Source organism: Clostridium sartagoforme, from assembly GCF_039521405.1.
Lineage (GTDB): Bacteria > Bacillota > Clostridia > Clostridiales > Clostridiaceae > Clostridium > Clostridium sartagoforme.
In genome coordinates, this window is record NZ_BAAACH010000016.1 from 112,116 (window position 1) to 138,925 (window position 26,810).

General features: G+C 27.7%; 26 protein-coding genes and 1 pseudogene. All 27 read right to left on the reverse strand.

The window, feature by feature from the left end; genetic code table 11:
• Positions 1-46: 46 nt before the first annotated feature.
• The 27 genes and pseudogenes from ABDZ60_RS08020 to ABDZ60_RS08150 all read right to left on the reverse strand — a co-directional run bounded on the left by ABDZ60_RS08020 (position 47) and on the right by ABDZ60_RS08150 (position 26,627).
• Entirely contained in the window at positions 47-1,891 is a 1,845-nt protein-coding gene (locus tag ABDZ60_RS08020) for a fused FliR family export protein/FlhB family type III secretion system protein (RefSeq protein ID WP_343777376.1), read from the reverse strand.
• Between the two features lie 14 nt (positions 1,892-1,905).
• Positions 1,906-2,175 carry a flagellar biosynthesis protein FliQ gene (gene fliQ, locus ABDZ60_RS08025; RefSeq protein WP_343777378.1) on the reverse strand — a complete coding sequence of 90 codons (270 nt, stop codon included), beginning with the start codon at positions 2,173-2,175 and terminating at the stop codon, positions 1,906-1,908.
• A gap of 9 nt (positions 2,176-2,184) precedes the next feature.
• A complete protein-coding gene (gene fliP, locus ABDZ60_RS08030; RefSeq protein WP_343777380.1) occupies positions 2,185-2,958 on the reverse strand; it encodes a flagellar type III secretion system pore protein FliP in 774 nt (257 codons plus the stop codon).
• Positions 2,959-2,971: 13 nt separating this feature from the next.
• Positions 2,972-3,340: a flagellar biosynthetic protein FliO gene (locus ABDZ60_RS08035; protein WP_047001597.1), complete on the reverse strand. Its 369-nt coding sequence runs from the start codon at positions 3,338-3,340 to the stop codon at positions 2,972-2,974.
• An 18-nt stretch (positions 3,341-3,358) separates the two neighbouring features.
• A complete protein-coding gene (locus tag ABDZ60_RS08040; protein WP_047001598.1) occupies positions 3,359-3,805 on the reverse strand; it encodes a flagellar basal body-associated FliL family protein in 447 nt (148 codons plus the stop codon).
• 2 nt (positions 3,806-3,807) lie between these two features.
• Positions 3,808-4,548, reverse strand: coding sequence for an OmpA family protein (locus tag ABDZ60_RS08045; protein ID WP_343777384.1), 741 nt, complete (start codon positions 4,546-4,548; stop codon positions 3,808-3,810).
• Positions 4,548-5,357, reverse strand: a complete 810-nt coding sequence (locus tag ABDZ60_RS08050; RefSeq protein ID WP_047001600.1) for a motility protein A — start codon at positions 5,355-5,357, stop codon at positions 4,548-4,550. Before ABDZ60_RS08050 ends, ABDZ60_RS08045 begins: the two co-directional genes overlap by 1 nt.
• Before the next feature lie 17 nt (positions 5,358-5,374).
• On the reverse strand, positions 5,375-5,566 hold the full coding sequence (locus ABDZ60_RS08055; RefSeq protein ID WP_016206582.1) for a flagellar FlbD family protein: 192 nt from the start codon (positions 5,564-5,566) through the stop codon (positions 5,375-5,377).
• Positions 5,567-5,876: 310 nt separating this feature from the next.
• Positions 5,877-7,952, reverse strand: a complete 2,076-nt coding sequence (locus ABDZ60_RS08060; RefSeq protein WP_242849829.1) for a flagellar hook-basal body complex protein — start codon at positions 7,950-7,952, stop codon at positions 5,877-5,879.
• A gap of 24 nt (positions 7,953-7,976) precedes the next feature.
• Positions 7,977-8,549, reverse strand: a pseudogene (locus tag ABDZ60_RS08065) (flagellar hook-basal body complex protein); the annotation flags it as partial.
• 43 nt (positions 8,550-8,592) lie between these two features.
• Entirely contained in the window at positions 8,593-8,979 is a 387-nt protein-coding gene (locus tag ABDZ60_RS08070) for a TIGR02530 family flagellar biosynthesis protein (protein WP_047001603.1), read from the reverse strand.
• A gap of 34 nt (positions 8,980-9,013) precedes the next feature.
• Positions 9,014-9,706 (reverse strand): flagellar hook capping FlgD N-terminal domain-containing protein, encoded by a 693-nt coding sequence (locus ABDZ60_RS08075; protein ID WP_343777388.1) that lies wholly within the window; start codon positions 9,704-9,706, stop codon positions 9,014-9,016.
• A 12-nt stretch (positions 9,707-9,718) separates the two neighbouring features.
• A complete protein-coding gene (locus ABDZ60_RS08080) occupies positions 9,719-11,239 on the reverse strand; it encodes a flagellar hook-length control protein FliK (protein ID WP_343777390.1) in 1,521 nt (506 codons plus the stop codon).
• Positions 11,240-11,256: 17 nt separating this feature from the next.
• The gene (gene fliJ, locus ABDZ60_RS08085; protein WP_047001606.1) at positions 11,257-11,688 is read right to left on the reverse strand and encodes a flagellar export protein FliJ; all 432 of its coding nucleotides are present in this window, start codon (positions 11,686-11,688) and stop codon (positions 11,257-11,259) included.
• 14 nt (positions 11,689-11,702) lie between these two features.
• On the reverse strand, positions 11,703-13,013 hold the full coding sequence (gene fliI, locus ABDZ60_RS08090; RefSeq protein WP_343777392.1) for a flagellar protein export ATPase FliI: 1,311 nt from the start codon (positions 13,011-13,013) through the stop codon (positions 11,703-11,705).
• A gap of 15 nt (positions 13,014-13,028) precedes the next feature.
• Positions 13,029-13,787 carry a FliH/SctL family protein gene (locus ABDZ60_RS08095; RefSeq protein WP_016206589.1) on the reverse strand — a complete coding sequence of 253 codons (759 nt, stop codon included), beginning with the start codon at positions 13,785-13,787 and terminating at the stop codon, positions 13,029-13,031.
• Positions 13,771-14,787, reverse strand: a complete 1,017-nt coding sequence (gene fliG, locus ABDZ60_RS08100; RefSeq protein ID WP_016206590.1) for a flagellar motor switch protein FliG — start codon at positions 14,785-14,787, stop codon at positions 13,771-13,773. Before fliG ends, ABDZ60_RS08095 begins: the two co-directional genes overlap by 17 nt.
• 4 nt (positions 14,788-14,791) lie before the next feature.
• The gene (gene fliF, locus ABDZ60_RS08105) at positions 14,792-16,354 is read right to left on the reverse strand and encodes a flagellar basal-body MS-ring/collar protein FliF (RefSeq protein WP_343777393.1); all 1,563 of its coding nucleotides are present in this window, start codon (positions 16,352-16,354) and stop codon (positions 14,792-14,794) included.
• 19 nt (positions 16,355-16,373) lie between these two features.
• Positions 16,374-16,679 (reverse strand): flagellar hook-basal body complex protein FliE, encoded by a 306-nt coding sequence (gene fliE, locus ABDZ60_RS08110; RefSeq protein WP_016206592.1) that lies wholly within the window; start codon positions 16,677-16,679, stop codon positions 16,374-16,376.
• Positions 16,680-16,687: 8 nt separating this feature from the next.
• Positions 16,688-17,092, reverse strand: a complete 405-nt coding sequence (flgC, locus tag ABDZ60_RS08115; protein ID WP_047001609.1) for a flagellar basal body rod protein FlgC — start codon at positions 17,090-17,092, stop codon at positions 16,688-16,690.
• A gap of 2 nt (positions 17,093-17,094) precedes the next feature.
• Positions 17,095-17,490: a flagellar basal body rod protein FlgB gene (gene flgB / locus ABDZ60_RS08120; protein ID WP_343777397.1), complete on the reverse strand. Its 396-nt coding sequence runs from the start codon at positions 17,488-17,490 to the stop codon at positions 17,095-17,097.
• Between the two features lie 323 nt (positions 17,491-17,813).
• Positions 17,814-18,671, reverse strand: a complete 858-nt coding sequence (locus ABDZ60_RS08125; RefSeq protein ID WP_343777399.1) for a flagellin N-terminal helical domain-containing protein — start codon at positions 18,669-18,671, stop codon at positions 17,814-17,816.
• Between the two features lie 166 nt (positions 18,672-18,837).
• Positions 18,838-19,887 carry a glycosyltransferase gene (locus ABDZ60_RS08130; RefSeq protein ID WP_343777401.1) on the reverse strand — a complete coding sequence of 350 codons (1,050 nt, stop codon included), beginning with the start codon at positions 19,885-19,887 and terminating at the stop codon, positions 18,838-18,840.
• Between the two features lie 187 nt (positions 19,888-20,074).
• Positions 20,075-20,974, reverse strand: coding sequence for a UDP-3-O-(3-hydroxymyristoyl)glucosamine N-acyltransferase (locus tag ABDZ60_RS08135; protein WP_343777403.1), 900 nt, complete (start codon positions 20,972-20,974; stop codon positions 20,075-20,077).
• A gap of 28 nt (positions 20,975-21,002) precedes the next feature.
• A complete protein-coding gene (locus ABDZ60_RS08140; RefSeq protein WP_343777405.1) occupies positions 21,003-21,983 on the reverse strand; it encodes a Gfo/Idh/MocA family protein in 981 nt (326 codons plus the stop codon).
• The gene (locus ABDZ60_RS08145; RefSeq protein WP_343777407.1) at positions 21,980-24,358 is read right to left on the reverse strand and encodes a glycosyltransferase; all 2,379 of its coding nucleotides are present in this window, start codon (positions 24,356-24,358) and stop codon (positions 21,980-21,982) included. Before ABDZ60_RS08145 ends, ABDZ60_RS08140 begins: the two co-directional genes overlap by 4 nt.
• Before the next feature lie 223 nt (positions 24,359-24,581).
• The gene (locus ABDZ60_RS08150) at positions 24,582-26,627 is read right to left on the reverse strand and encodes a glycosyltransferase (protein WP_343777409.1); all 2,046 of its coding nucleotides are present in this window, start codon (positions 26,625-26,627) and stop codon (positions 24,582-24,584) included.
• Between the last annotated feature and the right edge of the window lie 183 nt (positions 26,628-26,810).

The window sequence follows — 26,810 nt, forward strand, 5'->3', positions numbered from 1 at the left end:
TTTAAACTAAATTTTTCATTTGCAAGCAACCTTATCCCATCCTTTATTATCTAGTGCGTCTTTTTTTCTTATCTAACTTAAATACCATAGCTAAAATTTCTGCTACAGCTTGATACATATCCTGTGGAATATCCTTATCTATTTCTACTGTGCTATATAGCATTCTTGCTAAAGGTTTATTTTCTATTATAGGAACCTTTGACTCAATAGCTTTTTCTTTAATTTTTATTGCTATTGCATCAGCTCCTTTAGCTACAACTTTTGGAGCTTCCATCTTACCTTCTTCATATTTAATTGCCACAGCTAAATGCGTAGGATTTGTTATTACTACAGTAGCATCTCCTACAGATTGCATCATTCTTCTTTGTGACATTTCTCTTTGTCTTTGTTTCATTTTGGATTTTATTTGAGGGTCTCCCTCCATTTGTTTATATTCTTCTTTTATTTCTTGCTTTGTCATTCTTATATCCTTTTGAAAAAGTATATATTGAACAATATAATCTATAACTGCTATTACAACTAACAGTATAGTTATTTTTATAAATATATTAACTATTAGAGATTTAACTTCTATGCCTAGAGTAGGTAAATATAAATTTCCTATTTGTATTATTTTATCAAAGTTATCTCGTATATAAGAATAAGCTATAAAAATAACTATTGATATAAGTATTAAATTCTTTACTAATTCTACTAAGGCCTTTTTAGAAAACATATTTTTAAATCCATTAATTGGATTTAATTTGCCAAATGAAGGCTTTATAGCATCTTTAACTACTAAAAATCCTGTTTGAAGCAAACTAGCAACAACTCCTGCTATCATTATAGGCAAAATAACTGGCATTATTACTATTGCTATTTTACTTATAATAAGAACATTTATCCCCTTCAAGCTACTTTCTGTAACCTCCATAGTACCCATATCATTAAGAAAGTATATTACATTATTCTTTAATGAAGATACTATAAATCCACTTAATGCAACAATTACTAGAACTGTTGCCACCATGGTAATTGCAAGACCAATATCCTTACTTCTTGGGACTTGACCTTTTTTCCTAGAATCACTTTTTTTCTTAGGAGTAGCTTCTTCAGTTTTTTCGTCTGCCCATATTAGAAGAATCAGAGGAGCAGATGTGATTATCTTTCTAAAAATATCAGGAATGTAACTTATGCTGCTAACAAAAAGCTTTATTATAATTGGTAATGATATTGATATAGCTAATATACCAACTAACATTTTAACTGGCATTCCAAGTATCATCACATTTATTTGTGGAACTGCTCTTGAAATAAGTCCCATGCAAAGGTCTGTTAATATTATTATCAATACTATAGGTATTGCAATTTTCAATCCTATTACAAAATACTTCCCTACAACCTCTATAAGTGTCATCATTGTATCTGGATAAAGTAGTCCCTTACCCATTGGCAATATTATGAAACTTTCAATAAGTGATTTTATAAGCATATGATGCCCATCTACTACAAAAAAAATCATTAAAGCTACATAGTGAAGTAAATTTCCAGTTATTGTTGTACTTATTTTACTATTCGGATCTATAGTATTAACCATACTTAATCCTATATGTACATCTATTAGGCTTCCTGCCATTAATACCACTTCAAAAGCTATATTAGATATTAATCCCAGTATTAACCCATTGGTCACTTCTAAAATCATATAAATAATTAAATAATAATTGCTTGTAATTAAATTTATATTTGAATAATCTATTCCTCCAAGTAATGCAAAGGAAAATATTAATGAAAACATAGCTTTTAATGCTTTCGGTGTCCCATTTGGAAAAAATATATTGGTTATAGCAAAAAAAGCTGTAACTCTTAAAAATATAAGAAATAGTGCTAAAAAGTAGGCTGTATCTATCATGCCTCACCTACCTCCTACGTAGATATCTTAATAATAAGTTCAAATATTCTTTCTGTAAAGGCTACTAATGTATGCAACATAAAGCTTGACAATACAAGCCCAACAACTGCTATTCCTATAAGCTTAGGAACAAATGTCAATGTTTGTTCTTGTATTTGAGTAGTTGCTTGAAATATACTTATTATTAAACCAATCAATATTGATACTATTAATATTGGTCCAGCTATTTTTAATGCTGTATATAATGCATCTCTTACTATTCCTATAATTAAATTTTCACTCACATTTATCACCTACCCTCCAAAACTCATTATTAAAGACTTAACCATTAGATACCAACCATCTACCATTACAAATAATAGTAATTTAAATGGTAATGCTACCATTACAGGTGGAAGCATGAACATTCCCATAGACATAAGAACACTTGCTACTACCATATCTATTATTATGAAAGGTAAGAACAATAAAAATCCTATTTGAAATGCTGTTTTAAGTTCACTTATAGCAAAAGCTGGGATAACAACTGTTAATGGAATATTATCTTTTGTTATTTCCTCTTTATTTAGTTTTGATGCTTCAATAAATAATTCTAGATCTTTTTGTCTTGTTTGTTTTAGCATGAAGTTCCTTAAAGGCTTACTTCCAGCCTCCATGGCTTCTTCTTGGGTTATTTTATTTTCCATAAAAGGTTTAAATGCATTTTCGTTTAATTCTGTATATACTGGTCGCATTATAAATATGGTTAAAAATATTGCTAATCCAATAAGTATTTGATTTGGAATTGATTGCTGAGCTCCTAATGCATTCTTTAAAAAAGAAAATACAACTATTATTCTTGTAAAAGATGTCATCATAATTATTATTGAAGGTAATAATGTTAAAATAGTTAGTACTATCAATAATTTTATATTATCTACATAATTTTGAGGAGAAGTAGATTCGCCGCCTACTGAAATATTTAAATCTGGTATACTTATTGGTTCAGCATTTACAGCTTTATTAAAAGTAAATATCAGAAATACTGTCATTATCAGCATAAATATATATTTCTTCTTTTTATTCATATAAATCTTCCTTTTAATTATATTTATTTCTAAATTTATCTATTTTATCTCTTAAGCTTTTTACAGCTGTTTCATATTGGTCATTTATTTTTTCTTTTTCTCTTCTTTTCTCCTCTTCTAAAAGAAATATATCTTCTTCAGATATCTCATCCAATTTTTCAGTAGTATTATTAGATGAACTCAGTACATAGCCTTTTTTTCCTATTTTTACCACTACTATTGAAGTTTCTTTAGATATTTGAGTTCTTTCTAAAACCTTAATGTATTTTCCTTCATTAATCTTATTAAGTTTATTCCCACTTATTTTAAATAATATATAAATAAGCCCAAGTACTATCGTTAATGCAAATATTAACTTAAATATTAAAAATACTAAATCCATCTTTTAAATCTACTTCCTTTATTGTACTATAATATCACTTATATAAACATCTTTCAGTAATCCTGATGTTAACTTTTGATTAATTCTAGTCATTATATCACCTTTTAACACTGCTTCATTGGCTGGTTCAAAATCCTTTGCTTTACAGGATTTTATATAGAATATAGCGATATCTCTAATTACAACTTTTTTATCTTCTATTTCCTTTGCTAAATCTTTATTCTTACTATCATAACTTATTGAAAGATTAAGCTTTATGTATCTTTTGGAACCTTCATCACTTAAATTTACAAATATTTCACCAACCTCAAAAAAAGCTTCTTGTATAACAACTGGCTGTGAGGCATTATCTTTATTCATAAAATAATATACTCCTCCAAATGTTCCTCCGCCTAAAACTGCTAATATAGCAATAATTAAAATTAATTTATTACCTTTTTTCTTTTCTTTTTTCTCCTCAGCCACTTTTATTCTTCCTCCTTTTCAGTTGTTACAATTAAAATATCTACTCTTCTATTTTTAGCCATATTTTCATAAGTATCATTTGGTGCTACTGGATGAAATTCACCATAACCTGCTGCACTAAATCTTGTAGCATTTTGTCCTTTGCTCTCAATAAAATATCTTACTACATTAACTGCTCTATCTGCAGACAACTCCCAATTTGATGGAAACCTACTTGTATTTATAGGTCTATTGTCTGTATGTCCTTCAACTAATATAGGATTTTCGACAGACTCTATAAGAGAATTTATTTTGTTTAGTACTTCCTTACTGTCTTCTCTTAAGTCAGAACTTGATGTCTCAAATAATATGTTATCCCTAAGTTGTATTACTATTCCTCTTTCATCATCAATTATATCTACAACAGAAGATAAATTATTATCATTAACAAATTCCTTAACATCTTTATACATTCTTTCTTGCTCAGTTAATTCTTCGCCACCTTCTATGTTATCTTCTGTTTCTCCTCCTATTAAAGGAACCTCACCGTTATACATATTATATTCTAGTAAACTAGTTCCTTCACTTCCATTCATCATAGAAGTAAATGCCTGCGCTATACTTTTTGTTTTTTCAACATCAACAGATGCCATAGAATATAAAAGAACAAAAAATGTAAGCAATAAGGTTACTGTATCTGCATAAGTTGGAAGCCACTCATCACCTCTTAGTCCGCCTTCACTAGTCTTTTTCTTTCTTGCCATTAAATAACAACCCCTTCACCATTTTCAATATTGTTATTTAAATATTCTAATTTTTCTTTAGGTGGTAAATATGTTATTAGTTTTTCTTCTACAATTCTTGGATTTACTCCTGATTGTATTGCAAGTATACCTTCTAACATCATTTCTCTTTCTCCAACCTCTTTTGCACTTTTTTGCTTTAAATTTGCCGCTACTGGATTACATAACATATTTGCTAAAAGTGATCCATAATATGTTGTAATTAATGCTTTTCCCATTCCTGATGCTATATTGGCTACATCAGTTAGATTTGCAAGCATTTGAATTAAACCTATTAATGTACCTAACATACCAAAAGCTGGTGCATAAGCTCCCCAAGACAAGAAAAGTCCTGCTCCCTTTTCATGTCTATTTTCCATTTCTCCAATTTCTAGTTCTAATATTTCTCTTATAGTTTCTGGTTCAATACCATCTACAACCATTTGTAGACCTTTCTTCAAAAAAGGATCTTCCATATTAGCAATTTCATCTTCTAAAGATAGTAAACCTTCTCTTCTAGCTTTCTTGGAAAGTTCTGTAAAACTAAGAATTATCTCTTTTGCAGATGATTTATTTTCCTTAAAAGCTTGAGTCATTAATTTACCAATATTTTTAACTTCTTCTAAAGAATAAGTTATCAAAAGGGCTGAAATAGATCCTCCTACTGTTATTAATACTGATGATAGATCCCAGAAAATTTTAAGACTACTTCCACCAAGAACCATACCATAAAACATTAATATTATACCTGATATTAATCCAATGGAAGTTAATGAGTCTGACTTTTTCATTTTATAATTACCTCCAACTATACCCTATAAGTAACAATTTTATTTTTATATCTAATTACTTTTTCTACTATTTCTTCAACACTTTCAAGAACTATATACTTTTTTCCATTAGTCAATGTTATTAAAGTTTCTGGAACTTCTTCAATTTTTTCTATATGATCTGCATTTAGAATAATTTCTTTATTATTCATTGTTGTAACATCAATCATAAACTACCACCCCACTCTTTGTTAGTGAAAAGTTCACAAGGCACAGTGCATAGTTGATTTATTTTGCGAAGCAAAATAGTGAAAAGGGAATAGTGAAAAAGTGAATAGTGATGGAAAAAATTCTTATAGGATTTTGAAATAAAGAGTACTTAACACCTATATATTTAAAGTTTTGCTTAGCAAAACATCCTTAACTTTTCACTTTTTCCCTCGTAACTTTTAACTAAAAAATTGCTTCGCAATTTATATCATAACCTATTACATGTTCCCTTATCAAAAAACTGTGAACTGTGAATTGTGCACTATCTAACTATCTTTTTAAGTTAATTATATCTTGAAGTATTTCATCTCCAGTTGTTATCATCTTCCCTGATGCTTGGAAAGCTCTACTTGAAACTATCATATCTGTAAATTGTTCTGCTAAGTCAACATTCGACATTTCAAGCATACCTTGAAGTGAATCACCATATCCCTTTGAATTATCATCGTTTAATGTTCCTACACCACTCTTTATAATTGCATCTCCTGAGTTAACTGATGAGCTATAAAGATTTCCTCCAAGTTTTGTTAAACCTTCTGGATTTTTAAAGCTTGCCATAGCTATTTGTCCAAGTGCTGCTACTCTACCATCTTCAAGGACTCCATTTATTACGCCATTCTTATCTATTGTATAAGTTTTTACTCTAAGTTCTATATCTGATCCTGGTATTCTAACCTTATCAGGAATTTTAAGAGTCTTTAATTCTCCATCATAAGATTTAAGATCTTTTGTTCCATCTACAAAGTTAATACTTCCGTCCCCATTCATACTTTCTATTGGAGTTCCTCCATTTGTTTCTTCTGATTCAACTCCACCAATTTCCATAGGCTTGTTTGAAACTGTTATACCTTGATTTATTCCTTTATCTTCTAAAGCTCTAGTTAAAGCATCTTGTATATTTTTTGCTGTAATAGCATTTGCAGTAACAAAATCACCATTTATTGTTATTGTTTTATTTTTTGTATCAATTGATGCTTCTGTTTTGGTTCCTGCTGTTACTGTACCTATTTGGAATTTATATCCATTCAATGCTGCGCCTGCATCTAGAAGTATGTCTACTCCTCCAACTGTTACTTTTCCTGGAGCCTTATCAACTTCTCCTCCATCTATATTATCAGAAGTTAGTCCTGTATAAGGTTTAGAAGTACCTGATACTTTAACCTTTGGAGCTTCTACAGGATATTGTGCTAATAATGCTGCATTTATTTTATCTTCTAAATCCTTTGCTGCTACCTTTTTAGTAAAATCTCCTTTAATAACTAATTTATGAGCATTTCCATTTGCTGCTGGCTCATATTCTACTGATAATCCTGCTTCATTTATATCTGTAATTTCAAATTGTAATTCATTTAATAAAGTTCCTGTAGGAAGATCTACATTTAATCCTGCTATATTTAAAGATTTTGGAGAACTTGCTGTAACCCCACCACTTAATTTAGCTTTATTTGATATATCACCGATATTTATATTTCCTGCTACATTTAATTGAGTTTTTAATCCATTAGCTTTTAATGCACTATTTAACTTTGTTTGCAATTCTGCACTAGTAAATTTAGCTGGTGTTGTATTAAAATCTCCATTTATTATTATATTTCCATTTTCAACAACTACTGTAAGTGGAGTTCCTATTGCACTTTCTCCTATAGAAATAGTATAGTCATTTAATTCTCCATTAGTTTGTCCAGAAAAAGTAAATCCACCTACAGTTGTAGCAGTGCCTGAACTATTAGAATAATCTATTGATGCTGGAGAATCTACCTTACCTGAAGCATCTGATGCTCCACTGATATTTCCTAAGGTAGCTGGAGTTCCTGTAATTTTTGCTTCTTGCGTAATGCCTGCTGCTTTAAGCTTATTATTTAATTCATCTTGTAAATCAGATGCATTAAATGATTTATTTAAGAAATCAGCATTTATAACTATTTTCTTTCTTCCACTTTCTACATTTACAGATAATGGATCACTTGATATTTCACCAATTTCAAAACTATAGCCATTTAAAGCACTACCTTCACTAAGTTGTATATTAAATCCTGCTATTGTAACTGATTTAGGTGCTAATGCATCTGTTCCACCAACAACTGCTGGTGAACCTAATCCTTCAAAACTTATAGGTTTTCCTGAAACATATACTTGTTGAGATATTCCTGCTGAAGATAATCCCTTGCTTATTGCAGACTCAACTTGAGCTGTTGTTAATGCTCCTGTTGAAGAGAAATCTCCATTTACTACTATAAGCTTTTCTGCTTTATTAACGTCCGCTGAAGTAACAGTTCCTGGTCCTACTGCTCCTAATACAACCTTAAATCCATTTAATTGTGACCCTGGGCCAAATCTAAAGTCCAATCCTGCTGTACTAACTGAGTTTGGAGATAGCCCTGTTGCTTGTTGTGAACTATCATCATTAGTTAATGAGTAACCCATAATTCTAAATCCATCACCAGTTAATAAATTTCCTTGTTCATCTAATATAAATGAACCATCTCTACTATACATTATTTCACTTCCAGAGTTACTTAAGGATTGTGCTGTTATGCTATGTGCACCTGCTCTATGATTTACTTCCAATGATCCATCATAAATTGCTGGTCCTTTACTTACCATAAAGAATCCATCTCCATCTATTGCAACATCTAAAGCTCTACCTGTTGGCTGCATCATACCTTGAGTCATAACTGAATCTATACTTGCAAGTTGAACTCCAAGTCCTACTTGACTTGCATTTACTCCCCCTTGATTATTAGATGGAGCCATAGCATCTGATACATTTTGACTTAACATATCGCTAAATCTTGCTCTTGATGCCTTAAATGAAGTTGTTCCTACATTTGATATATTATTTCCTATAACATCTAATTTAGTTTGATTAACTTTCATACCGCTAATACCGGAATACATTGATCTTAACATAATTGACCTCCAAAATATTATTTTTTCTTGCATCTGTCGTTCAGCAAGAATTAAGCTTCCTAATACTAGGTCCAGCCTATAAAATTACTACACTATCTATATTAGTAAATACATTTTCTTTAGATCTTTCTTTTTCTACTGCTGTTATTACAGTTTTATTTTCTATACTTGCAATTAAAGCTACATCTTTATAAAGCATTACTGAATTTTTAGCTCCTTTATTTTCTGCCATTTTAAAGCCTTTTGCTATTTTTTCCATGTCTGCAGCTGTAAAATTAATCTCTTTTAATCTATCTGCTGCATGCTTTGATAAGGTATATTCTTCACTACTTTTATTTATAGCCTCATTTAAAATATCACTAAAATTACTTTTATTATAATTATCATCTTCATTCACCTTATCATTTGGTATTTGAAAATTTCCTACTGGATAAGCTTTTCCGTTTATAACCCTAAAACTCAAAAAAATCACCTACTTAAATAACTTACTTATCCCTTTACTCCTCACTACCCTTTATTTCATCTTTATTATTTGAAGCTTTTACTATCTTATCATAAGTAAATTCTTTTATTTCATCTGAATCATGTAGCTTAACTCTTACCTTTACAACTCCATTATCCTTAAGTACACCAAGAACTTCTCCCGTATATTTATTTCCCTCTTCATCACTTTCACTTAATTCAACATGCTTTCCAATAAATGAAGATGCAACTAAAAATGACATATTTCCATTAATATTATTAATTGATGGTATTGAGTAATCTGGAACATCTAAAACAGTAAGCACATCTGATATATCAAAATCCTTGTACACATTTGACCCATCTTCGTTAACCTCAACTGAAATAGTTGTTTTGGATGATGTTGAAGTTACAGATTTTACAACCCCTGTATAAGGCACTCCCTTAGAATCTACACTCTTTAATGTTACACCTTTTCCAACCATTGAGTTATTTGCATAACTAGACATTGTATTATTTAAATTAGTCATTTGCTCCATAGAAGCAAATTGTGCCATTTGAGTAACATATTGAGTAGAATCATTATTACCCATTGGATCCATATTAGATAATTCTGCAGATAATATGGTTAAAAAAGCATTTTTATCCATATCTTGTCCTGGTTTAACTACTTTAGTTCCTCTATCAGTCGCTCTTGCTCCTGTATAATTATTTATAACATTAGACACCGTACTTTCCCCCTATGCTAATAAATTTACATTACTTTGATTAAGTAAATCTTCTGTGCTATTTTCATCTTCATTAAGTATAGATTGAGATTTATTAATATTTTCTTTACTTTGGTTATTGTTAAAACCCTCAGATGAATTCTCTTCACCACTAAAGAATGTTGTATCTTCATTGTATATTCCTATATTTACTTCCTGAATCTTTATATTTTGATCTATTAAAGTCTTCTTTATATCCTGTAGATTAGAATTTAATAAATTATATGTTTCTTTGGACATAGCCTTTATTTCTGCTTTCATTATACCTTCTTCTGAAAGAATCTTTATAGTCATTTCTCCAAGTTCTTTAGGATATATTTTTACCTTCAATTCTTGCACAGCATTTTTTATCATAAATTTTACATTTTTTATTATATCTAAATCTATACTTTGTTTATTAACAACTACAGGTTCTTTCACTATATCTACATTATTTTTATTATATATATCATAAGAATTTAGGATTTTAGAAAAAGAACTTTTATCATCTCCATCTATAATTTTAGATAATATTCTATCTTCATCAGTATTTTCATCAATACTATATTTACCTGAAGATTCATTATCTTTCAAATTCTTATCTGTAGGTGTTTCATAGTTTAGTGTGTTATCTTCATTTAAAATATTTGATTCATCTAAAATTATCTTTGATTCATAATTATTAGCTTTATCTATACTACCTAAACTATTATTAATTTTTTCTAGTAATACTACACTTAAAATTTTAACCTTTTCTTCATCTCCTAGGCTAGAAGAAATTTTTTCTATACTTTCCTTTGGTAAAGTCTCTAATAAAGCAAAAATTTTGTTACCTAATTTATTCTCATAGCTCTCCGTAGAAACATTACTTGAAGTTTCTGATTTAATATTACTTAAAATATTGTCAGTTAAATCTTTCATATCTTTCAATAAACTTTTTATATCTTCAGAGTTTAAATTATTTTCTTCTAAACCATTTAAATTTAATAAAGAATCACTTAAATTTACATCTTCTGTATTGCTAAACAATGATAAAAACAAATTACTTATATCATTTTTGTTTAAATTTTCTACATCTATGCTACTTAAATCTAAGTTTTCTAAATAGCCGTCCTTAGAAGTAAATTCATTTAACTCTTCATTGTTTAACTTATTATTTAAAAGACTTATTAATAGATTTAGAATTTCAGTTAAGTCTTCTATATCAGATTCATTTCCTAGGAAATCTTCTTTACTTATAATCTCATCTAATTTATTAGAAACATCACTTAATATAGATTCTATCTTCTTAGTTTCCTTAGATACATCTGTATCAGCTTTTAAGGAATTATAATCTTGCTTCTCTACAGATTCTTTAGTTGAGTTATTTGAAGTGCTATTATTAATCTCCTTTTTTAAATAATCTTTAAAATTATCATTAGCCTTATTTTCTTTATTAGAAACATTATTACTAGTATTATTATTTATACTATTTAACTTATTATCTAAATCAACTATCATCTTAGTACTTATCATTAATTACTCACCTCCTTTCACTGTTTTCTCATATATGCATATAAGGCAAGTTCATCATTAAATATTTGCTCTTTTCTTTCTTGTTCTTTATAAAACTCTGAAGTTTTTCTTTCCTTCAATATGTCTACAGTCTTTCTTTCTATTTGCTTTTTAAGTAAATCTTCTCTTCTTATATCAAGTTCTTTTATTTTTATATGTAAGTCTTTTTGAGTTTGGACTATCCCCTTATCTAAAGCAAACAAATAATTTCTTTTTATTTTTTGATAAGCTAAAGTTTCACCTTTATTTATTCCACTATACTTTTCATAATTATTTTTAAGAACATTTAATCTCTCTTCTGTGTTTTGCTTTTCTCTTTGTGTCTTAGTGAATAATCTTTTACTTTCATCTTCTTTTTCTATTCTTATTTCAAGGAGTTTTTCTAAACTAAATTTAAATTTTTCTGACATAATCACCTCTCCTTTTAATTTCTAAACATTGAAAGGAGTTGCTCTAAGGAAGTGTTAAAATCGGACTTTTCCTCTATTTTTTGTTTTAAATAGCCCTTTAATCTATCATTATATTGAATTGATAAATCTATCTTTTTATTACTTCCCTTAACATAAGCTCCTAAATTTATTAAATCCTCTGCATCCTTATATGTTGCAAGTAGATCTCTTCCTATTGAAGCCGCTTCTTTATGTGGATCAGTTGCTATGTTCGGCATAAGTCTACTAACACTATTTAATATATCTATTGCTGGATAATGGTTTTTGTGTGCTAATGATCTAGATAAAACTATATGTCCATCTAATATACCTCTTACGGCATCTGCAATTGGCTCATTAAAATCATCTCCATCAACTAAGACTGTATAAAAGGCTGTTATAGAGCCTTTTTCTGATGTTCCTGGCCTTTCCATAAGCTTAGGTAATTTAGCAAATACTGATGGAGTATATCCCTTTTGAGCTGGCGGCTCTCCTATAGCTAGTCCCACTTCCCTTTGTGCCATTGCAAATCTTGTTACTGAATCCATCATCAAGATTACTTTTTTACCTTTATCTCTAAAGTATTCAGCTATAGCTGTAGCTGTTAATGCCCCTTTAATTCTTATTAAAGCTGGCTTATCTGAAGTTGCACATATAACAACCGATTTTTTCATACCTTCAGGACCTAAATCTTTTTCAATAAATTCTAATACTTCTCTACCTCTTTCTCCAATAAGAGATATTACATTTATATCAGCTTCTGCTTCTCTTGCAATCATCCCTAGAGTTGTACTTTTACCAACACCTGAGCCTGCAAAAATACCTATTCTTTGACCTTCTCCAACAGTTAAAAACCCATCTATTGCTCTTACTCCTGTTGGAAGAATTTCTGTTATTCTTTTTCGTTTCAATGGATCTGGAGGTTGGTTTTCCAAAGGATATTCTTCACCTTGAAAAATCCCCTCTCCCTCAAGTGGATTTCCTAAACCGTCAAGTATTTTCCCTAATAAATCATCAGAGCACTTCACTTCTAGCGGCCTTCTTTCAGGTACTACCCTACATCCTGGTGATATTCCTATAAGCTCTCCAAGAGGCATTAATAATACAGCATCTTCTCTAAAACCTACAACTTCACATTTAATTGGAAGATTATCCTGATTATATATAGTACAAAGTTCTCCTACGAAAGCCTTAACTCCTTGAACTTCAACCGTAAGCCCTATTATTTGCTTAACTGTACCCTCTAAATAATAAGTATTAGCTTCTTTTACTTTTTTATTTAATAAATCAAAATCTATATTTATCATATCTTCACCTAATTATTACTTAAATAATGCTTCTTCAAGTTTTTCTAAAGCAATATCTAACCCAACTATAGCTCTTCCAGTATCCTTTTCTATAATTGCATTTCCACTTTTCATCAAAGGATCCTCAAGTATAAATATTTCACCTTTTATAGCATAAGCTTTCTTATAGTAATCTCTTTTTTCTTCAATTGCCTTAATATGATCTTGATTACATCTTATTATTATGTTTTCTTCTCCTTTAGCATCTTTTAAGACATCTTCAATTAAAGATGTAATGCCATCAGATTCTTGCAATTCTTTTTTGGCTATTATTCTAGCCATTTCATATGCAAGTTTAATAATATCTTTCTCTTTGTTTAGTAAATAGTCTTTATATTCAATATTTGCATACTTCAATATTTTTTCTGACTTTTCTATATTTTCTTTTACCATTAATTCTGTTTCTATCTTTATTTTTTCTAAACCTTCTTTATATCCATCTTCAAAGCCATTTTCTTTTCCTTGGTTATAACCTTCTTCATAAGCCTTCTTTTCAATTTCTATAATATTCTTCCTAGTTTGCATAAGAAGTTCTTCTGCTTCAGTCTTAGCTTTTTTTAAAATATTAGCTCCTAAGTTTTCATAACTTTTTCTTATTTCATCCTCAATTGATTTTCTCTCTAACTGACTTTCTTCTTCTAAAACTTCAACTTTAGTTACATAATTAGTTTCTATTTTCTTTTTTGATGTTTCCTTAGTAGATTCATTTTTTATAAGATTATAATATAATTGCATCTTCTCCACCTCTTGAAATTATTATTTCTTGGGCTTCATCTAACCTTCTAATTATAGAAACAATTTTTTGCTGTGCTTTTTCTACATCCATAAGTCTTACCGGACCTAAGAATTCCATATCTTCCTTTAAAGCAGCTGCAGCTCTCTTAGATTGGTTTCTATAAACAGTGTTTGCAACTTCATCAGAACATCCTTTAAGAGCAAGTGCAAGTTCTTTTCCATCAACTTCTCTAAGAATTCTTTGAATTGATACATCATCAAGAGTGATAATATCTTCAAATACAAACATTGAGCTTTTAATTATATCTGCAAGTTCTGCATCTTCTCTTTCTAAGCTTTCAGTAATATTCTTTTCTGTTGTTCTATCAACTTGATTTAGAATATCAACTAAAGTCTCAACTCCTCCAAGGGCTGTCATTTCACTTCTAACAACATTACTTAATTTACTTTCTAGAACTTTTTCTATTTCTTTTATTACCATTGGTGAAGTATTGCTCATAGTTGCAATTCTATATGCAACTTCACTTTGTATATCCTCAGGTAATTCAGCTAAAACTTGCGCTGCCTTATCTGGTTGAAGGTAGCAAAGAATTAAAGCTATTGTTTGTGGATGCTCATAACTTATAACATTCAAAAGTTGATGAGCATCAGCTTTTCTTGCTATAGAAAATGGTCTATATTGCTGTGTAGCTTCCGTAACTTTCCCCAATATCTCATTTGCCCTTTGAGTTCCTAAAGCTTTTGATAATAGGGTTCTTGCATATTCAATTCCACCTTCTATTATATAATCTCTAGCCTTATTCATTTCTAAAAATTCATCTAATATAGTTTGTCTTTGCTCTGATGTAACTGAAGATATGTTAGCTATTTCATATGTTATTTTTTGTATCTCTGGTTCAGGAAGTTTTTTTAAAATGGCTGATGACGCCTCAGGGCCTAAAGTTATAAATAATATAGCCGCCTTTTGTACTCCATTTAATTTTGATGAATCTCTTGCCATTTTATCACCTCTCATTATCTGCTAGCCAAGATTTTACTATATCTGCAACTTGATCTGGTTTATCTGTTGCATATTTCTTTATCTCATTTTCAATATGCGCCTTTGGATTTATACTTTCAAAGTTAATTGGATCAAACTTTTCAGTATTTTCTCTTGAAACTCTATCATCTATAACAACATCTAACAGACTCTCTTTTTCCTCTTTTTTACTCTTAGATTTTCTTCTAATTAAAATTAAGCTTATTATAACCAAAATAAGTGCTAATACTCCTAAACTTGAGTATAATATTATTTTATTTCTTTTTTCTTTTGCTAATAATTCATTTATTGCATCAAATTCTTTTTGTGCTTCTTCCTTTGTTACTGGATCAAAAGTCATTCCAACTACTGATACATTATCTCCTCTTTCTGTACTTATACCAATGGCATTTGATACAGATTTTTCAATAGCTGCTTGTACATTTGCATCTAAGTTTCCATCTACAAATACAGATGCCGTAAGTCTTTTTACTTCTCCTGGAGCACTAATAGTTTTAGTTTCTGTTTTTCCAACTTCATAATTGGTTTTAACTTCTTCTCTTGAAGATGTTCCTCCAGTTGCTCCATCATCTATTGTGTTTTGCATATTATTATCTACAGGAGCTCCACTATTCTCTCCTGAGCCAGTTGTATTATTTTCTTTAATGGTTTCTTGGCTAATTATAACCTTATTAGGGTCTATTATAGTTTCTGTCTTTTGCTTTGAATCAAAATCTAGCTCGACATTAACAGAGCTTTTAACCTTATTTTTTCCAACAACTGGTTCTAAAAGCTCAACAATAGACTTTTGTATATCTTCTTCATATTTTTTTTCTAAACTAAATTGTTTTTCTACAGAATCTGAACTTACTTCTGCACTTTCTGTGTTGTTTAAATCCTTAGTTAGAAGATTCATATCATTATCCATTACTTCGATATTCTCTTTAGGTACATTTTCAGTACTTCCTGAAACAAGTGCAACTATTGATTCTACTTGTTCTCTACTTAATTTATTACCTGGAACTAACTTTATATATACAGCAGCTTTTCCCGGTTCTTTATCTTCTACAAAAACAGAATCCTTTGATGGAGTTATATGTACTCTTACCGTCTCTACTTGTGAAAAGCTTTTTATAGTTTTCTCAAGCTCTCCTTGTTGCATTCTCAACTTCTTTAATTTAAATTCTTCATCCGTCATTCCAAAAGAATTTCCACTATCCATTAACTCATATCCAGTGCTTCCCCCTGAAAGTTCTGGAGCAAGTTCTAGCCTTAATTCATCAACTGATTCTTTGGGAACCATTATTGTTTCCCCTTCAATTTTCATGTCCACTTTTTTTTCTTTTAATTTACTTGTTACAAGTTGTGCATCACTTGCTTCTAAGTTAGAAAATAAAACTTTATATTTAGTAGCTGAATTATAAAAAAATAAAGATCCTATAGCAATAATTACCGTTACCAATGTAGCTATTATTGCTATCTTTATTCCTTTACTAAAGGATTTAAACTTCTCCTTCAGCTTACCAAAGCTTTCCTTTAGCTTATCCATTAATAGCACTCCTTACTTATTACAATTGCATTCTTGTTAATTCTTGTACAGCTTCAACAACTTTATTTCTTACTTGTATTGCTAATTGAAGTGACATTTTAGCTTCTTCCATGCCAAGAATCATTTCATGAAGATCAACTTCTCCTCCTGAAACAAACTCACTTGTCATATTATCTGCTTCAACTTGTTTTTCATTTAACTTATCTAAATTATCTTTTAATATATTTTGAAAGCTGCCTTCTATAGAGTTTGTTTTATTACTACTATTGGAATTTATGCTATTCTCAAATATTTTTTCAGTTGGAATAAAATTATTAATTATCATATATCATCCTACCTTCCTAGTTCTAGTGTTTTAGTAAACATACTTTTTGAAGCATTCAATGTATCAACATTAGCTTCATAAGCTCTTGAAGCTGCTATCATATCTGCCATTTCATTAAGTAAATTAACATTAGGCATTAAAACATAGCCCTCTTCATCAGCATCTGGATGTGTAGGATCATATACACTCTTAAGTGGTGATTCATCATTTACTATTCCAACAGCCTTAACACCATTAAGCTTCTTGGCTTCATCTAAATTTTCTTGAAATACTGCAATTTTTCTTACATAAGGTTTTCCATCTTCACCTCTTGTAGTTGTTGCATTAGTTATATTCGATGTTATTGTATCCATTCTTAATCTTTCTGCTGAAAGACCACTTGCACTTATTCTCATAGTATTAAAAAGTCCCATGCTTAATTTCCACCTCCTGATATAACACTTTTAGTCATACTTAATTTGGAATTTGCTTGAGTTATTAAAGCATTATACATTAAAGTGTTAGCAGCTTGATTTACTTTTTCTAAATCCATATCCACATTATTCCCATCACTTCTCATGCTTGTACTATTATCTTCTTTAACACTAATTAAAGAATCATCTGAGCTTCCACTTAAATGTTGGCTTTTAGTTCTTTTTAATGAAAGTTCACCAGTTGCCTTGTTTAAATTTTCTTCAAAAGAAACATATGACTTTTTAAAATCTTTAGTATTAATATTTGCCATATTATTTGCTATAACCTTTTCTCTTAATGCTGATGCATCTAAACCATACTTTATAAATTTCATTGTGCTATCATTATATATATTCATAATACCTCTCCTAAAACTACAAATTTTTCATTTTATTTCTATATAATACCATAAAATAATTTTATTTTTTATACTTGCCTGTATATTTAATTAAAATTCTACATACTAGTATTATAGTTTAATATAAATTATTTTTCTATAATAATTTTTCAAAAAATCCTTCGCAAAATTTTACATTACTTATATGTAAACACTCAAAATGCCTATTTTATATATTTTATTACATATTTATACATTATTTTTGTTAACATACTACATTTTTTTTTATATATTTATAAAAAACAAAAAAAACAGAGGATTTTTTATAATCCTCTGTCGATAAATTATTTTAAATTTTCAAGAATTCTTAATACATCTTGTGGAAATTTGTTAGTTTGTTGCATTAATGCTATTGAACTTTCATGTAATATTGATGTTCTTGCATACTCAGCCATTTCTAATGCTATATCAGAATCTCGTATTCTACTTTCTGCAGTTTCTAAGTTAAAAGAACTTCCATTCAAATTTTGAGCTGATGTATCCATTCTATTTTGAATTGCTCCATACCGGCTTCTCACCGAGTTTATACTTTCTATTGCTGAATCTACAACTTTTAAATTCTTATCCAGTTCATTTATATTAGTTACATTGATATTTTTTAACGAATTTCCTTCTGGATCTATAAGCATAGTTGTATTAACATTAAATACAGGTATATTTATTTCCTCCTCAGTATTAGCTCCTACCATATGATTTAAATATTTAGGATAATCATTGTTAGTAACTTTTTCAGAGTTTAATAATTTTACTCCATTAAATTCTGAATTATTTACTGTATAATCAATATGTTCTTTTAGCTGATCAATTTCTTCTTGAATTATTTCTAAGTCACTATTATTTTGTGCCCCACCAGCTTGAACTGTTAATTCTTTTATTCTAATTAAAGATTCACTAATTGTTGATAAAGCTCCATCAACAGTTTGCATCATGGAAACACCATCTTGAATATTTTTTTCAGCCATTTGAAGACTTCTTATTTGCATTCTAAGACCTTCGCTTACCCCTAGTTTATTAGGATTATCCTTAGCTGAATTAATCTTACTTCCTGTACTTATTCTATTTAAAGTTGCTGCTTGAACCGTTAAATTCTTCTTATAATTTCTATATACATTTAAAGATTCCATATTTTGATTTAATCTCATAATATCTCTCCTAAACTATTATCTAATTACTTTATATATCGTTATATCTTATATTATCTTTAACTAATATAAAGAAAATTTATACATTGTTATGTAAATATTATTTATTAACTTTAACAACAGAATATGATCATTATCTTAAGAATTTATTCTATTAAAATTTATATCACTTTTCCAGAAAACTTATTCTTTCTAAAGCCTTATCATAATTTTTACACATATAATAAAACTCTACAGCTTTTTCTTTATTACCTAAACACTCAAATATAACACCTATATTATAATTTGCAAGATAATCATTAACACCCTCCATCTTGCATATTTCTATCTTTTTAGAATTCTGAAATTCAGTTATGGCTTCAATGAACAATCCATTATTCATATATATAAGACCTGCTAAAAATATATAATCTGCTGAATTTTTAAATTCTTCATATAAATTTAAAAGTTTTATAGATTCTTTATATTCACCTATATTAATTAAGGAATAACCATAACTTTCTACTAAGTCTTGAACATATTCATATTTAGTGTCTAAATTAAAACCTAGTGCTTTTTCAAAATTGATTTTTGCCTCATTATAATTCCCATCCATATAGTAACTTTTACCTAATTGATAGTATATATAAGGATCACTATCATTACTCATTAAGGATGCCTTTAATAATTGAATATTTCTACTTATTTTATTTTTTCTACTTATTTCGTCATTATCATATCCTAAGTGATTAATTGTTACTGGTAATTTGTATGTTTTATATCCATTACCATCTTTCCTTACTATTTGTTCATGTATACATCCATTATATTCATATTTATCTTTATCAAAAACTCTACTTACATAATCAGTATATACAAATTTATTGCCGTTTCTTAAGTACTCATTTTTTATATTTATTCTTCCTACTTCGTTAGCTCTATCAAGTATTTTTTTTCCCAATTGCTCTTTATCTAAGTTTATTACAATTTCATCTGCAGCTAACACCAAAACATACTTATTATTAGCTTTACTAATTGAAAAATTTATAGCTTTACTAAAATCATTACACCATTTAAAATCATATACATTTTTTGTATATCGCCTAGCTATTTCTTTAGTATTATCTATTGAACCAGTATCAACAATTACAATTTCAAAATTATAATCTTTTATACTTTCTAAACATTTTGCTAAAACTTTACTTTCATCTCTTACTATCATACAAATTGATATCATAGCTACCTCTGTTTCATTTAAATTATTTTTTCCGCCGAGCCTATCTATTAATCCCCTATTATTTTAGATAAAGATTTTATTATTTCCCTACTTATATTCTTAAATACAACTATCTTTAATCTTACCGTTAAATCATTTATCAAATAGTTATATTTATAAATAATTAACTTTACTATCTGTAAATATCTTAACGTATTTTTCTTATAAAGTCTAAGAATTTGGAATGATCAATTGCAAAATTGCCACTTACTTTCTTTCCATCATCAACATTTTTTGTAACAACTGAACCTATACTTACTCTCGTTTCATTTCCTATAACAAGATTATTTGACACTGTAGCTCCTAACCCAATCCAATTATCATCTCCTATTACTGTGTACCCACCTATTCTAGAATTTGCAGGAAATAAACACCTTTTACCTATTTTGGCAGAATGTCCAATGTGTACAAGATTATCAATCTTAGTAAAGTCATCAATTATAGTGTTGTCCCATGGAAATATTGCTCTATCTATGCAACAATTATATTGTATTTCTACATTATTACCTATTATTACTCCGCCAGCGTGTTTACCTGGAAATATTCCTTTATTATTAGCCTTATTAAATAAAAAGCCTTCTCCCCCAATTATACTACCAGCTCTTATTATTGAATTATCACCAATTTTAACATTTTCCCTTATAATTACATTTTCCTCAATAACAACATTTTTACCAATAGTAACATTATTATTTGATATAATACTTTTATCACTTATTATACAATCATCATCAATTATTGTACTATATATCATTCTCTTATAATCAAAATTACTATCGCATAACTTATTATGAAGTTTATAAAACTCATATTTAGGATTGTCACAAATTATGATTCCAAACCCCTCAAAAGAAAAACAATCTAGCATCTCCTTCCTTATAAATAAACATGATATATCACTTGAAATTTTATCAATATACTTTCCATCCTCAATAAATGAAATTACCTTTTTACCTATTTTAGTATCAATTAATCCAAAAGTTTCAAACTCTCCATCATATTTTATTTCTAAATTACCAAGAAAATTTAAACATTCACTAATTTTCATTTAAACACGTCCTTTATAACTTATTACTTTATATTAACTTCTCCACAGTATTTCGTATCCTTTCGATAGTTTCAGTAATATCAAACCATTTTTTAGATACTTTAGTTTCAGTATTATTTTTTACAGCTAAAATAAAATCTAATATTTCGTCATATAAGGGATTATTTGAATATCGTATTTTTATCATATCATAATTTTGAGAATACCATATATTCTCTCCAAAAGCCTCTATATTTCCTTTTTTCATTATATTAGCAGTCTGGTTCATAAAATCAAACTCTCCAAATACTTCATCATTTGAAATATTAAATTTTCTTATTTTTATACTTCCTCCCCTATCACATAAAAATCTTGCAATTGAACCATTATCAAACATTACACTAATATTTGAAATATCATATTTATTACTATTTTTATTATAAGAGGAAATATTTCCTTGTATATCTACAATTTTATTTAAATCTATTATTTCAGATAATACTGCTAAATCATGAGTCATCAAATCTTGAATTACATCAATATCTTTTGTATCATTTCTTTTACTTTTTTGTCCTATTCTATAAAAATCAATAATACTAAATCCCTTATGATCATTCAAATATTTTTTTACTCCAATAGTGGTACTGTTATAAACTTCCGTATATCCAGCTGAAATAAGAACTTTTTTCTCTTTAGATAGCTTATAAAGTTCTTCAGCTTGTGAAAGCGAAACTACTATAGGTTTTTCAATTAGTACAGGCTTGTTATTATTAATTAATAACTTAGCTATAAAGAAGTGTTCAGAAGATGTAGTTGCAATTATAGCTGCATCAAATTTATCATCCTTTATCATATCTTCTACACTATAATAAGCGTTAACTTTAAGTTTCTTTACAAATTCATCTGTTAATTCCTTATTATTATCACATATACATGTAAGCTTACATATTTTTTCACTCTCTAACTTAAGAATATTTTTTAAATGTAATTTCCCCATATTTCCAAGTCCAATAAGTGCTATACGTATCATAAAAATCTCACCTCATTAGTTAAAATCCATTCTTTTATTTCTATCATCTCTTTAGGCATATTTTCAACAGTTAAATTTTTTATAAAGTCTCTTTTTCTTATTATCTCTAAAAGCTCATTTAACTCTAGTTCATTTCTAATATACATAATAATGATTTCTGAAAAATCAACTCCATATCCATAAAGTTTTTGTAGAACTTCGCCTCTTTGTCTTATGGCATTTATAACTTCATCAATAGTTAAAATTCTATTTTTCAAACAATAATAACCTGAAATTAATAATGATAATAAATGAAGTGATAATTTTTCAAAATTAATTGTTTTACTTAAAGTATCATTAGAAATCCTTCTAACATATATATAATCTTCTGAAACTTTAATTTTTTTATATGGATTACTTGCTAAAATTCTTGCTAACATAACATAATCTTCAGATACTCTAAAAATTTCATTTGGTAACGACTTTTCTACATTTTCTTTAGTGTATATTGCCCCTGCATTAAACACATACATTTCACCTGTAAAAAAAATGTTTTTAAGAATTTCACTACTAGTAACTCCATCAAATTCTCCTCTATCATATCCTGGTGAGAGTTTATTTTCTGAATCTAAATTTACAACATATCTGGGAATAATTATATTATGATTTATATCTAATAGTTTTAAGTTTTCATTATACTCTTTATCATCATAACTAAGAATAATATCGTCATCTCCTAGAAATGTTACATACTTTGTTTTAACAAAGCTAACAGCTGTATTAACAGATGCTGCAACTCCCTTATTTTCATTATGAAAAACTATTTTTTGTATTCCCATAAATCCATTTAACTCATTTAAAGCTTTTCTATGATTCTTATCTGAATAATCATCAACAACTATTTTAGTTTGATCTCCTAATTTATAACCTTTTTTTAAATCATCTTCTAAAATTTTAGCTCTATTATATGTGGGAATTACTATAGTTAATTCTTTTATCTTTTGAAATCCTAAGCTTTCACTTAGTTTTGTTCTTGTCCTTTTTATATAATCTCCTAAGTTTTTTTCAAGAACATTATTTTCACTACTTATTTCAATTAACGTAGTTTTTATTTTTTCTATTTGTATTTCTAATGAATAATTTTCATCAATAAATTTTCTATATTCATTTGAATTATAATTCATATCCGTTATCATATTGATGGCCTCATCAACTGTATTGAAAGTATAATTTTCTCCCCAAATTTCTTTTGAAAAAATAAAGTTATGTATAATAGGCTTTATTCCTCTACTCATAGCTTCTGCTATCCCATATCCAAAACTTTCATGAATGCTAGTAGATAAAATGTAATTTTTATCTTGTAACCATTCATCTATATTATCCTGCCACCCCTCAAAAACCACATTTTCCTGTAAACCCATTTGTTCTATTTGATAATTAAAATATAGCTCAATTAAGCTATCTTGAAATTCGCCTGCAATATAGAGCTTATATTTTTTGTCAATCTTAACAAGTTTATCAATTATTTGAAGAAGTAAAGTTGGATTCTTTCTACTATGTATATATCCCACGTACGCAATATTGAATCCATATTTTCTCTCTTTTAATTTATATTTAGCCATATCTACCCCATTGAATATAGTGATAATATCTACACTTTCTTCAATTTTAGGTATTTTTTTTACTAACAATCCTTTAATATGATCTGTAACTATTATAAGCTTATCTACATTTTCCCAAACAACATTCTCTGGATAGTTCGTAAAAGCTTCATATCTATGTAATCTACATATAATTTTCTTTTCATTTGCTAAATAATTCTTACTTCCATAAACTATAAGTTCATCGCACCATTCAAACCAACATATATCAGCCCACTCCATACCAATATCTATAGATCTGTTAGCACTAACCTCCATTTTAATACATATAAATTCTGAATCTAATCCCTTTATTATATCTTTTAAAAAAGAATCCATACCTGGTTTTGAAAAAAATACTACCTTCTTTGCTTTTTCAATATTATATTCACACTCTAAACTTCTAATAATCTCCTTAATATTTTCTTGAATTTCAATTTCATTACAATACGAAAGTGCATCCTCATACATAGTTAAAGCTTTAGAAAGTTCATTATTATTCATATATAAGTAAGCTAAATTATATAGTAGATCAAAATTATATAAATCAATCGCTAATCCTTTTTGGGCAATATCTATGGCTTTTCTAATATCCCCTTTCATTGTTAATGAAACTACATACATAGAGTGAAATTCTATGCATTCAGGTATTTCTTCAATTAATACTTGTAAAAATTCTATAGCCTCTTTGTAATAATTACGCTCTATTAACTCCTTTATTTGATTTTTTATTTTTTCTATATCAAACTCCATCATATCTTACCTCTTAATTATTATCTCTTTTTCACTTGTTTTTGGTATGATTATTTATTTAAATTATTATTTTCAATTATATTAATCTGTTTCTTAAAAAGGTTATATTCGTTGCACAATTTATAAGCTTCACGATATCAGTTGCTATTTATAAAAGAATATCAATAAGTTTCTATGAGATTTTCTACATAATAACTGTTTTTATTGACAAGTAAATCTATATCCTTTAATAAAGTATATTAATATATTCCTCATAAAAAATAATATCTTCATCTCTATCTAGTATCTTGTTATATTCATTAATATTATTTTTTGCTTCCTCTAATTTATTTTCCATTAATAAATTCAAAATAATATTCTTAAATTGTTTCTTACATTGATCCATTTCATTATTAATAAAGGAATTTTCAATAAATATATTACTTAAGAGTTTAATAATATCCTTAAATTGCGGCTCAATAATTAAAGCATTTTTAAGTAAATCAACAGAATGTTTAACATCAGTATTTTTATAATTGAATGCCTCATAAATATAAAGACAAAATCTTTCTCTATCTGTTAATAAATACATATTTTCTGCTAAAAGTACTTCTTCTTTATAAATTGACGTTATATATTTTATATTTAACAAAATATATTTAATAATCACTTGTATATTTGCATCAGCTTTATTAGCCAGTAGAAATTCATATAAATAATTATTAAAAAACTTTATTTGTGATAAATCTCCAGTTTTAATCTTATCAGTCATAGCTTCAATAAAATTATTATTATCTACGGATTTTTTATTAATTAAATATTGAATAAATTTAGAGTTGCTTTTAAAACTTATTTTTTTCAAAAAATCACTTATATCAATATCATTGTTTATACTAATTTCTATTATCATTGAATAAAAACTTTCATTATTATTCAAATCATGTAAGCTTAAAAAGTTATTAATTAATTCATTCTTTTTATCTATATCTTCTTCAATTAATATTTTATTATAATCACCATAAATATCATTAATTTTAGATAATTCATACCTAATGTTTTTATTTAAATCTTTATTACTTTCTATATATTTATTTTCTATTATTTCTGAAATCATTTGTCTATTGTTAAAATCCATTTTTTTATAAAGTTCTAAAATATCTTCTTGTTTTAAATATTCTATTATTGCATTAATACATACTCTTTTATCCCCAATGTTTTTAAGTTTATCTATTTCTACTAAAGCTTTCTTATATTCCTTTTCTTTTAAATAGCAGGATATTAAATTTATCCTAGCTGTATTTTGAAATCCATCTTCTATATTATAAGAACTTATAGATAAATCTTGTGAAATCTCTAATTTATCAAATCTACTTAACAAATCAAAATATTTTTCAAAATCCATAATAGCTTCTTTATAATTAAATAACATAAAGTTATTTATTCCTCGTAAATAATATAAATCTATATAATCATTCCTAACAGTTATACCCTCTGTACATATTTCCCTTGAAACTTCAAATTTTCTAACTATATTTGCACATCTTGAAAACGCTCCATATAGATAACTATTTTTATATTTTTCATTATTAGACTTTCTACTTAATATATCATAGGCTCTTTTAAAAATATCATAGGCCTTTGCAGATTCATTATGCATATCATAGCTTACACCTAATTGAAAAATGTAATATATATTTTCAGGATCACTTTTCAATTCCTTTTCTAATATACCCTTTGTTCGTATAAATTTTTTTTCCATAAGTTCTTTATCTTTAACATTATATCCATAATGATTTATATATAAGTTAATTTTATGTATTGGATTTTTATAAATTGGTTGATTATGTACAGACCCTAAGTACTTAAACTCCCCATCATTTTTAAAGAATCTAGGTGATGGTGTTATAGCTACAGTGCTTTCATCATTTAAATCATTATAATTTCTTATGTTGCAAATTATTGTATTATTTTTATTAATATTTTTATCTAAAAGATATTTTTTTAGTTTATCTTCTTCTAAAACTTCTTCATCTGCATCTAAAATAAATATCCATTCTCCTGTTGCATAACTAATAGTTATATTTCTCATTTCTGAGAAGTTATTATTCCACTTATGAAAATAAACTTTGTCTGTATACTCCTTAGCTATGCTTACTGTATTATCACTAGAACCTGTATCTACAATTATTAGTTCTGCAATACTATTACATAGATTTTTAACACTTTCACAACATCTTCTTATATTTTTTTCTTCATCTTTAACCATCATGCATATACTTAAAATCTTTTTCATATATATTAACTCCTTAAATTCTATTTAAATCTACAAAATTCACCTTTGATTCTATTATCGTATATTAATTAAAAACCTTTATATAAAACAAAAGGGTATAATAATCAAATTATTATACCCTTTTAGCTTTATTTATTTTATTATTAACATTTCAAAATAACGTTTTAACTAAAGTTTAAACTT

What these genes read in the sequence shown, in the direction of transcription:
- ABDZ60_RS08080 (WP_343777390.1), bottom strand. Translation starts at nt 11,239, where the DNA reads ATGATAAGTACTAAGATGATAGTTGATTTAGATAATAAGTTAAATAGT.
- ABDZ60_RS08135 (WP_343777403.1), bottom strand. Translation starts at nt 20,974, where the DNA reads ATGAAAATTAGTGAATGTTTAAATTTTCTTGGTAATTTAGAAATAAAA.
- fliP (WP_343777380.1), bottom strand. Translation starts at nt 2,958, where the DNA reads ATGAATAAAAAGAAGAAATATATATTTATGCTGATAATGACAGTATTT.
- ABDZ60_RS08125 (WP_343777399.1), bottom strand. Translation starts at nt 18,671, where the DNA reads ATGAGATTAAATCAAAATATGGAATCTTTAAATGTATATAGAAATTAT.
- flgC (WP_047001609.1), bottom strand. Translation starts at nt 17,092, where the DNA reads ATGGGACTTTTTAATACTATGAGAATAAGTGCAAGTGGTCTTTCAGCA.
- fliI (WP_343777392.1), bottom strand. Translation starts at nt 13,013, where the DNA reads ATGATAAATATAGATTTTGATTTATTAAATAAAAAAGTAAAAGAAGCT.
- ABDZ60_RS08035 (WP_047001597.1), bottom strand. Translation starts at nt 3,340, where the DNA reads ATGGATTTAGTATTTTTAATATTTAAGTTAATATTTGCATTAACGATA.
- ABDZ60_RS08140 (WP_343777405.1), bottom strand. Translation starts at nt 21,983, where the DNA reads ATGATACGTATAGCACTTATTGGACTTGGAAATATGGGGAAATTACAT.
- ABDZ60_RS08055 (WP_016206582.1), bottom strand. Translation starts at nt 5,566, where the DNA reads ATGATTGATGTTACAACAATGAATAATAAAGAAATTATTCTAAATGCA.
- fliE (WP_016206592.1), bottom strand. Translation starts at nt 16,679, where the DNA reads ATGATAATTAATAATTTTATTCCAACTGAAAAAATATTTGAGAATAGC.
- ABDZ60_RS08150 (WP_343777409.1), bottom strand. Translation starts at nt 26,627, where the DNA reads ATGAAAAAGATTTTAAGTATATGCATGATGGTTAAAGATGAAGAAAAA.
- ABDZ60_RS08145 (WP_343777407.1), bottom strand. Translation starts at nt 24,358, where the DNA reads ATGATGGAGTTTGATATAGAAAAAATAAAAAATCAAATAAAGGAGTTA.
- fliF (WP_343777393.1), bottom strand. Translation starts at nt 16,354, where the DNA reads ATGGATAAGCTAAAGGAAAGCTTTGGTAAGCTGAAGGAGAAGTTTAAA.
- ABDZ60_RS08045 (WP_343777384.1), bottom strand. Translation starts at nt 4,548, where the DNA reads ATGGCAAGAAAGAAAAAGACTAGTGAAGGCGGACTAAGAGGTGATGAG.
- fliG (WP_016206590.1), bottom strand. Translation starts at nt 14,787, where the DNA reads ATGGCAAGAGATTCATCAAAATTAAATGGAGTACAAAAGGCGGCTATA.
- ABDZ60_RS08095 (WP_016206589.1), bottom strand. Translation starts at nt 13,787, where the DNA reads ATGCAATTATATTATAATCTTATAAAAAATGAATCTACTAAGGAAACA.
- flgB (WP_343777397.1), bottom strand. Translation starts at nt 17,490, where the DNA reads ATGAATATATATAATGATAGCACAATGAAATTTATAAAGTATGGTTTA.
- ABDZ60_RS08050 (WP_047001600.1), bottom strand. Translation starts at nt 5,357, where the DNA reads ATGAAAAAGTCAGACTCATTAACTTCCATTGGATTAATATCAGGTATA.
- ABDZ60_RS08130 (WP_343777401.1), bottom strand. Translation starts at nt 19,887, where the DNA reads ATGATATCAATTTGTATGATAGTAAGAGATGAAAGTAAAGTTTTAGCA.
- fliJ (WP_047001606.1), bottom strand. Translation starts at nt 11,688, where the DNA reads ATGTCAGAAAAATTTAAATTTAGTTTAGAAAAACTCCTTGAAATAAGA.
- ABDZ60_RS08020 (WP_343777376.1), bottom strand. Translation starts at nt 1,891, where the DNA reads ATGATAGATACAGCCTACTTTTTAGCACTATTTCTTATATTTTTAAGA.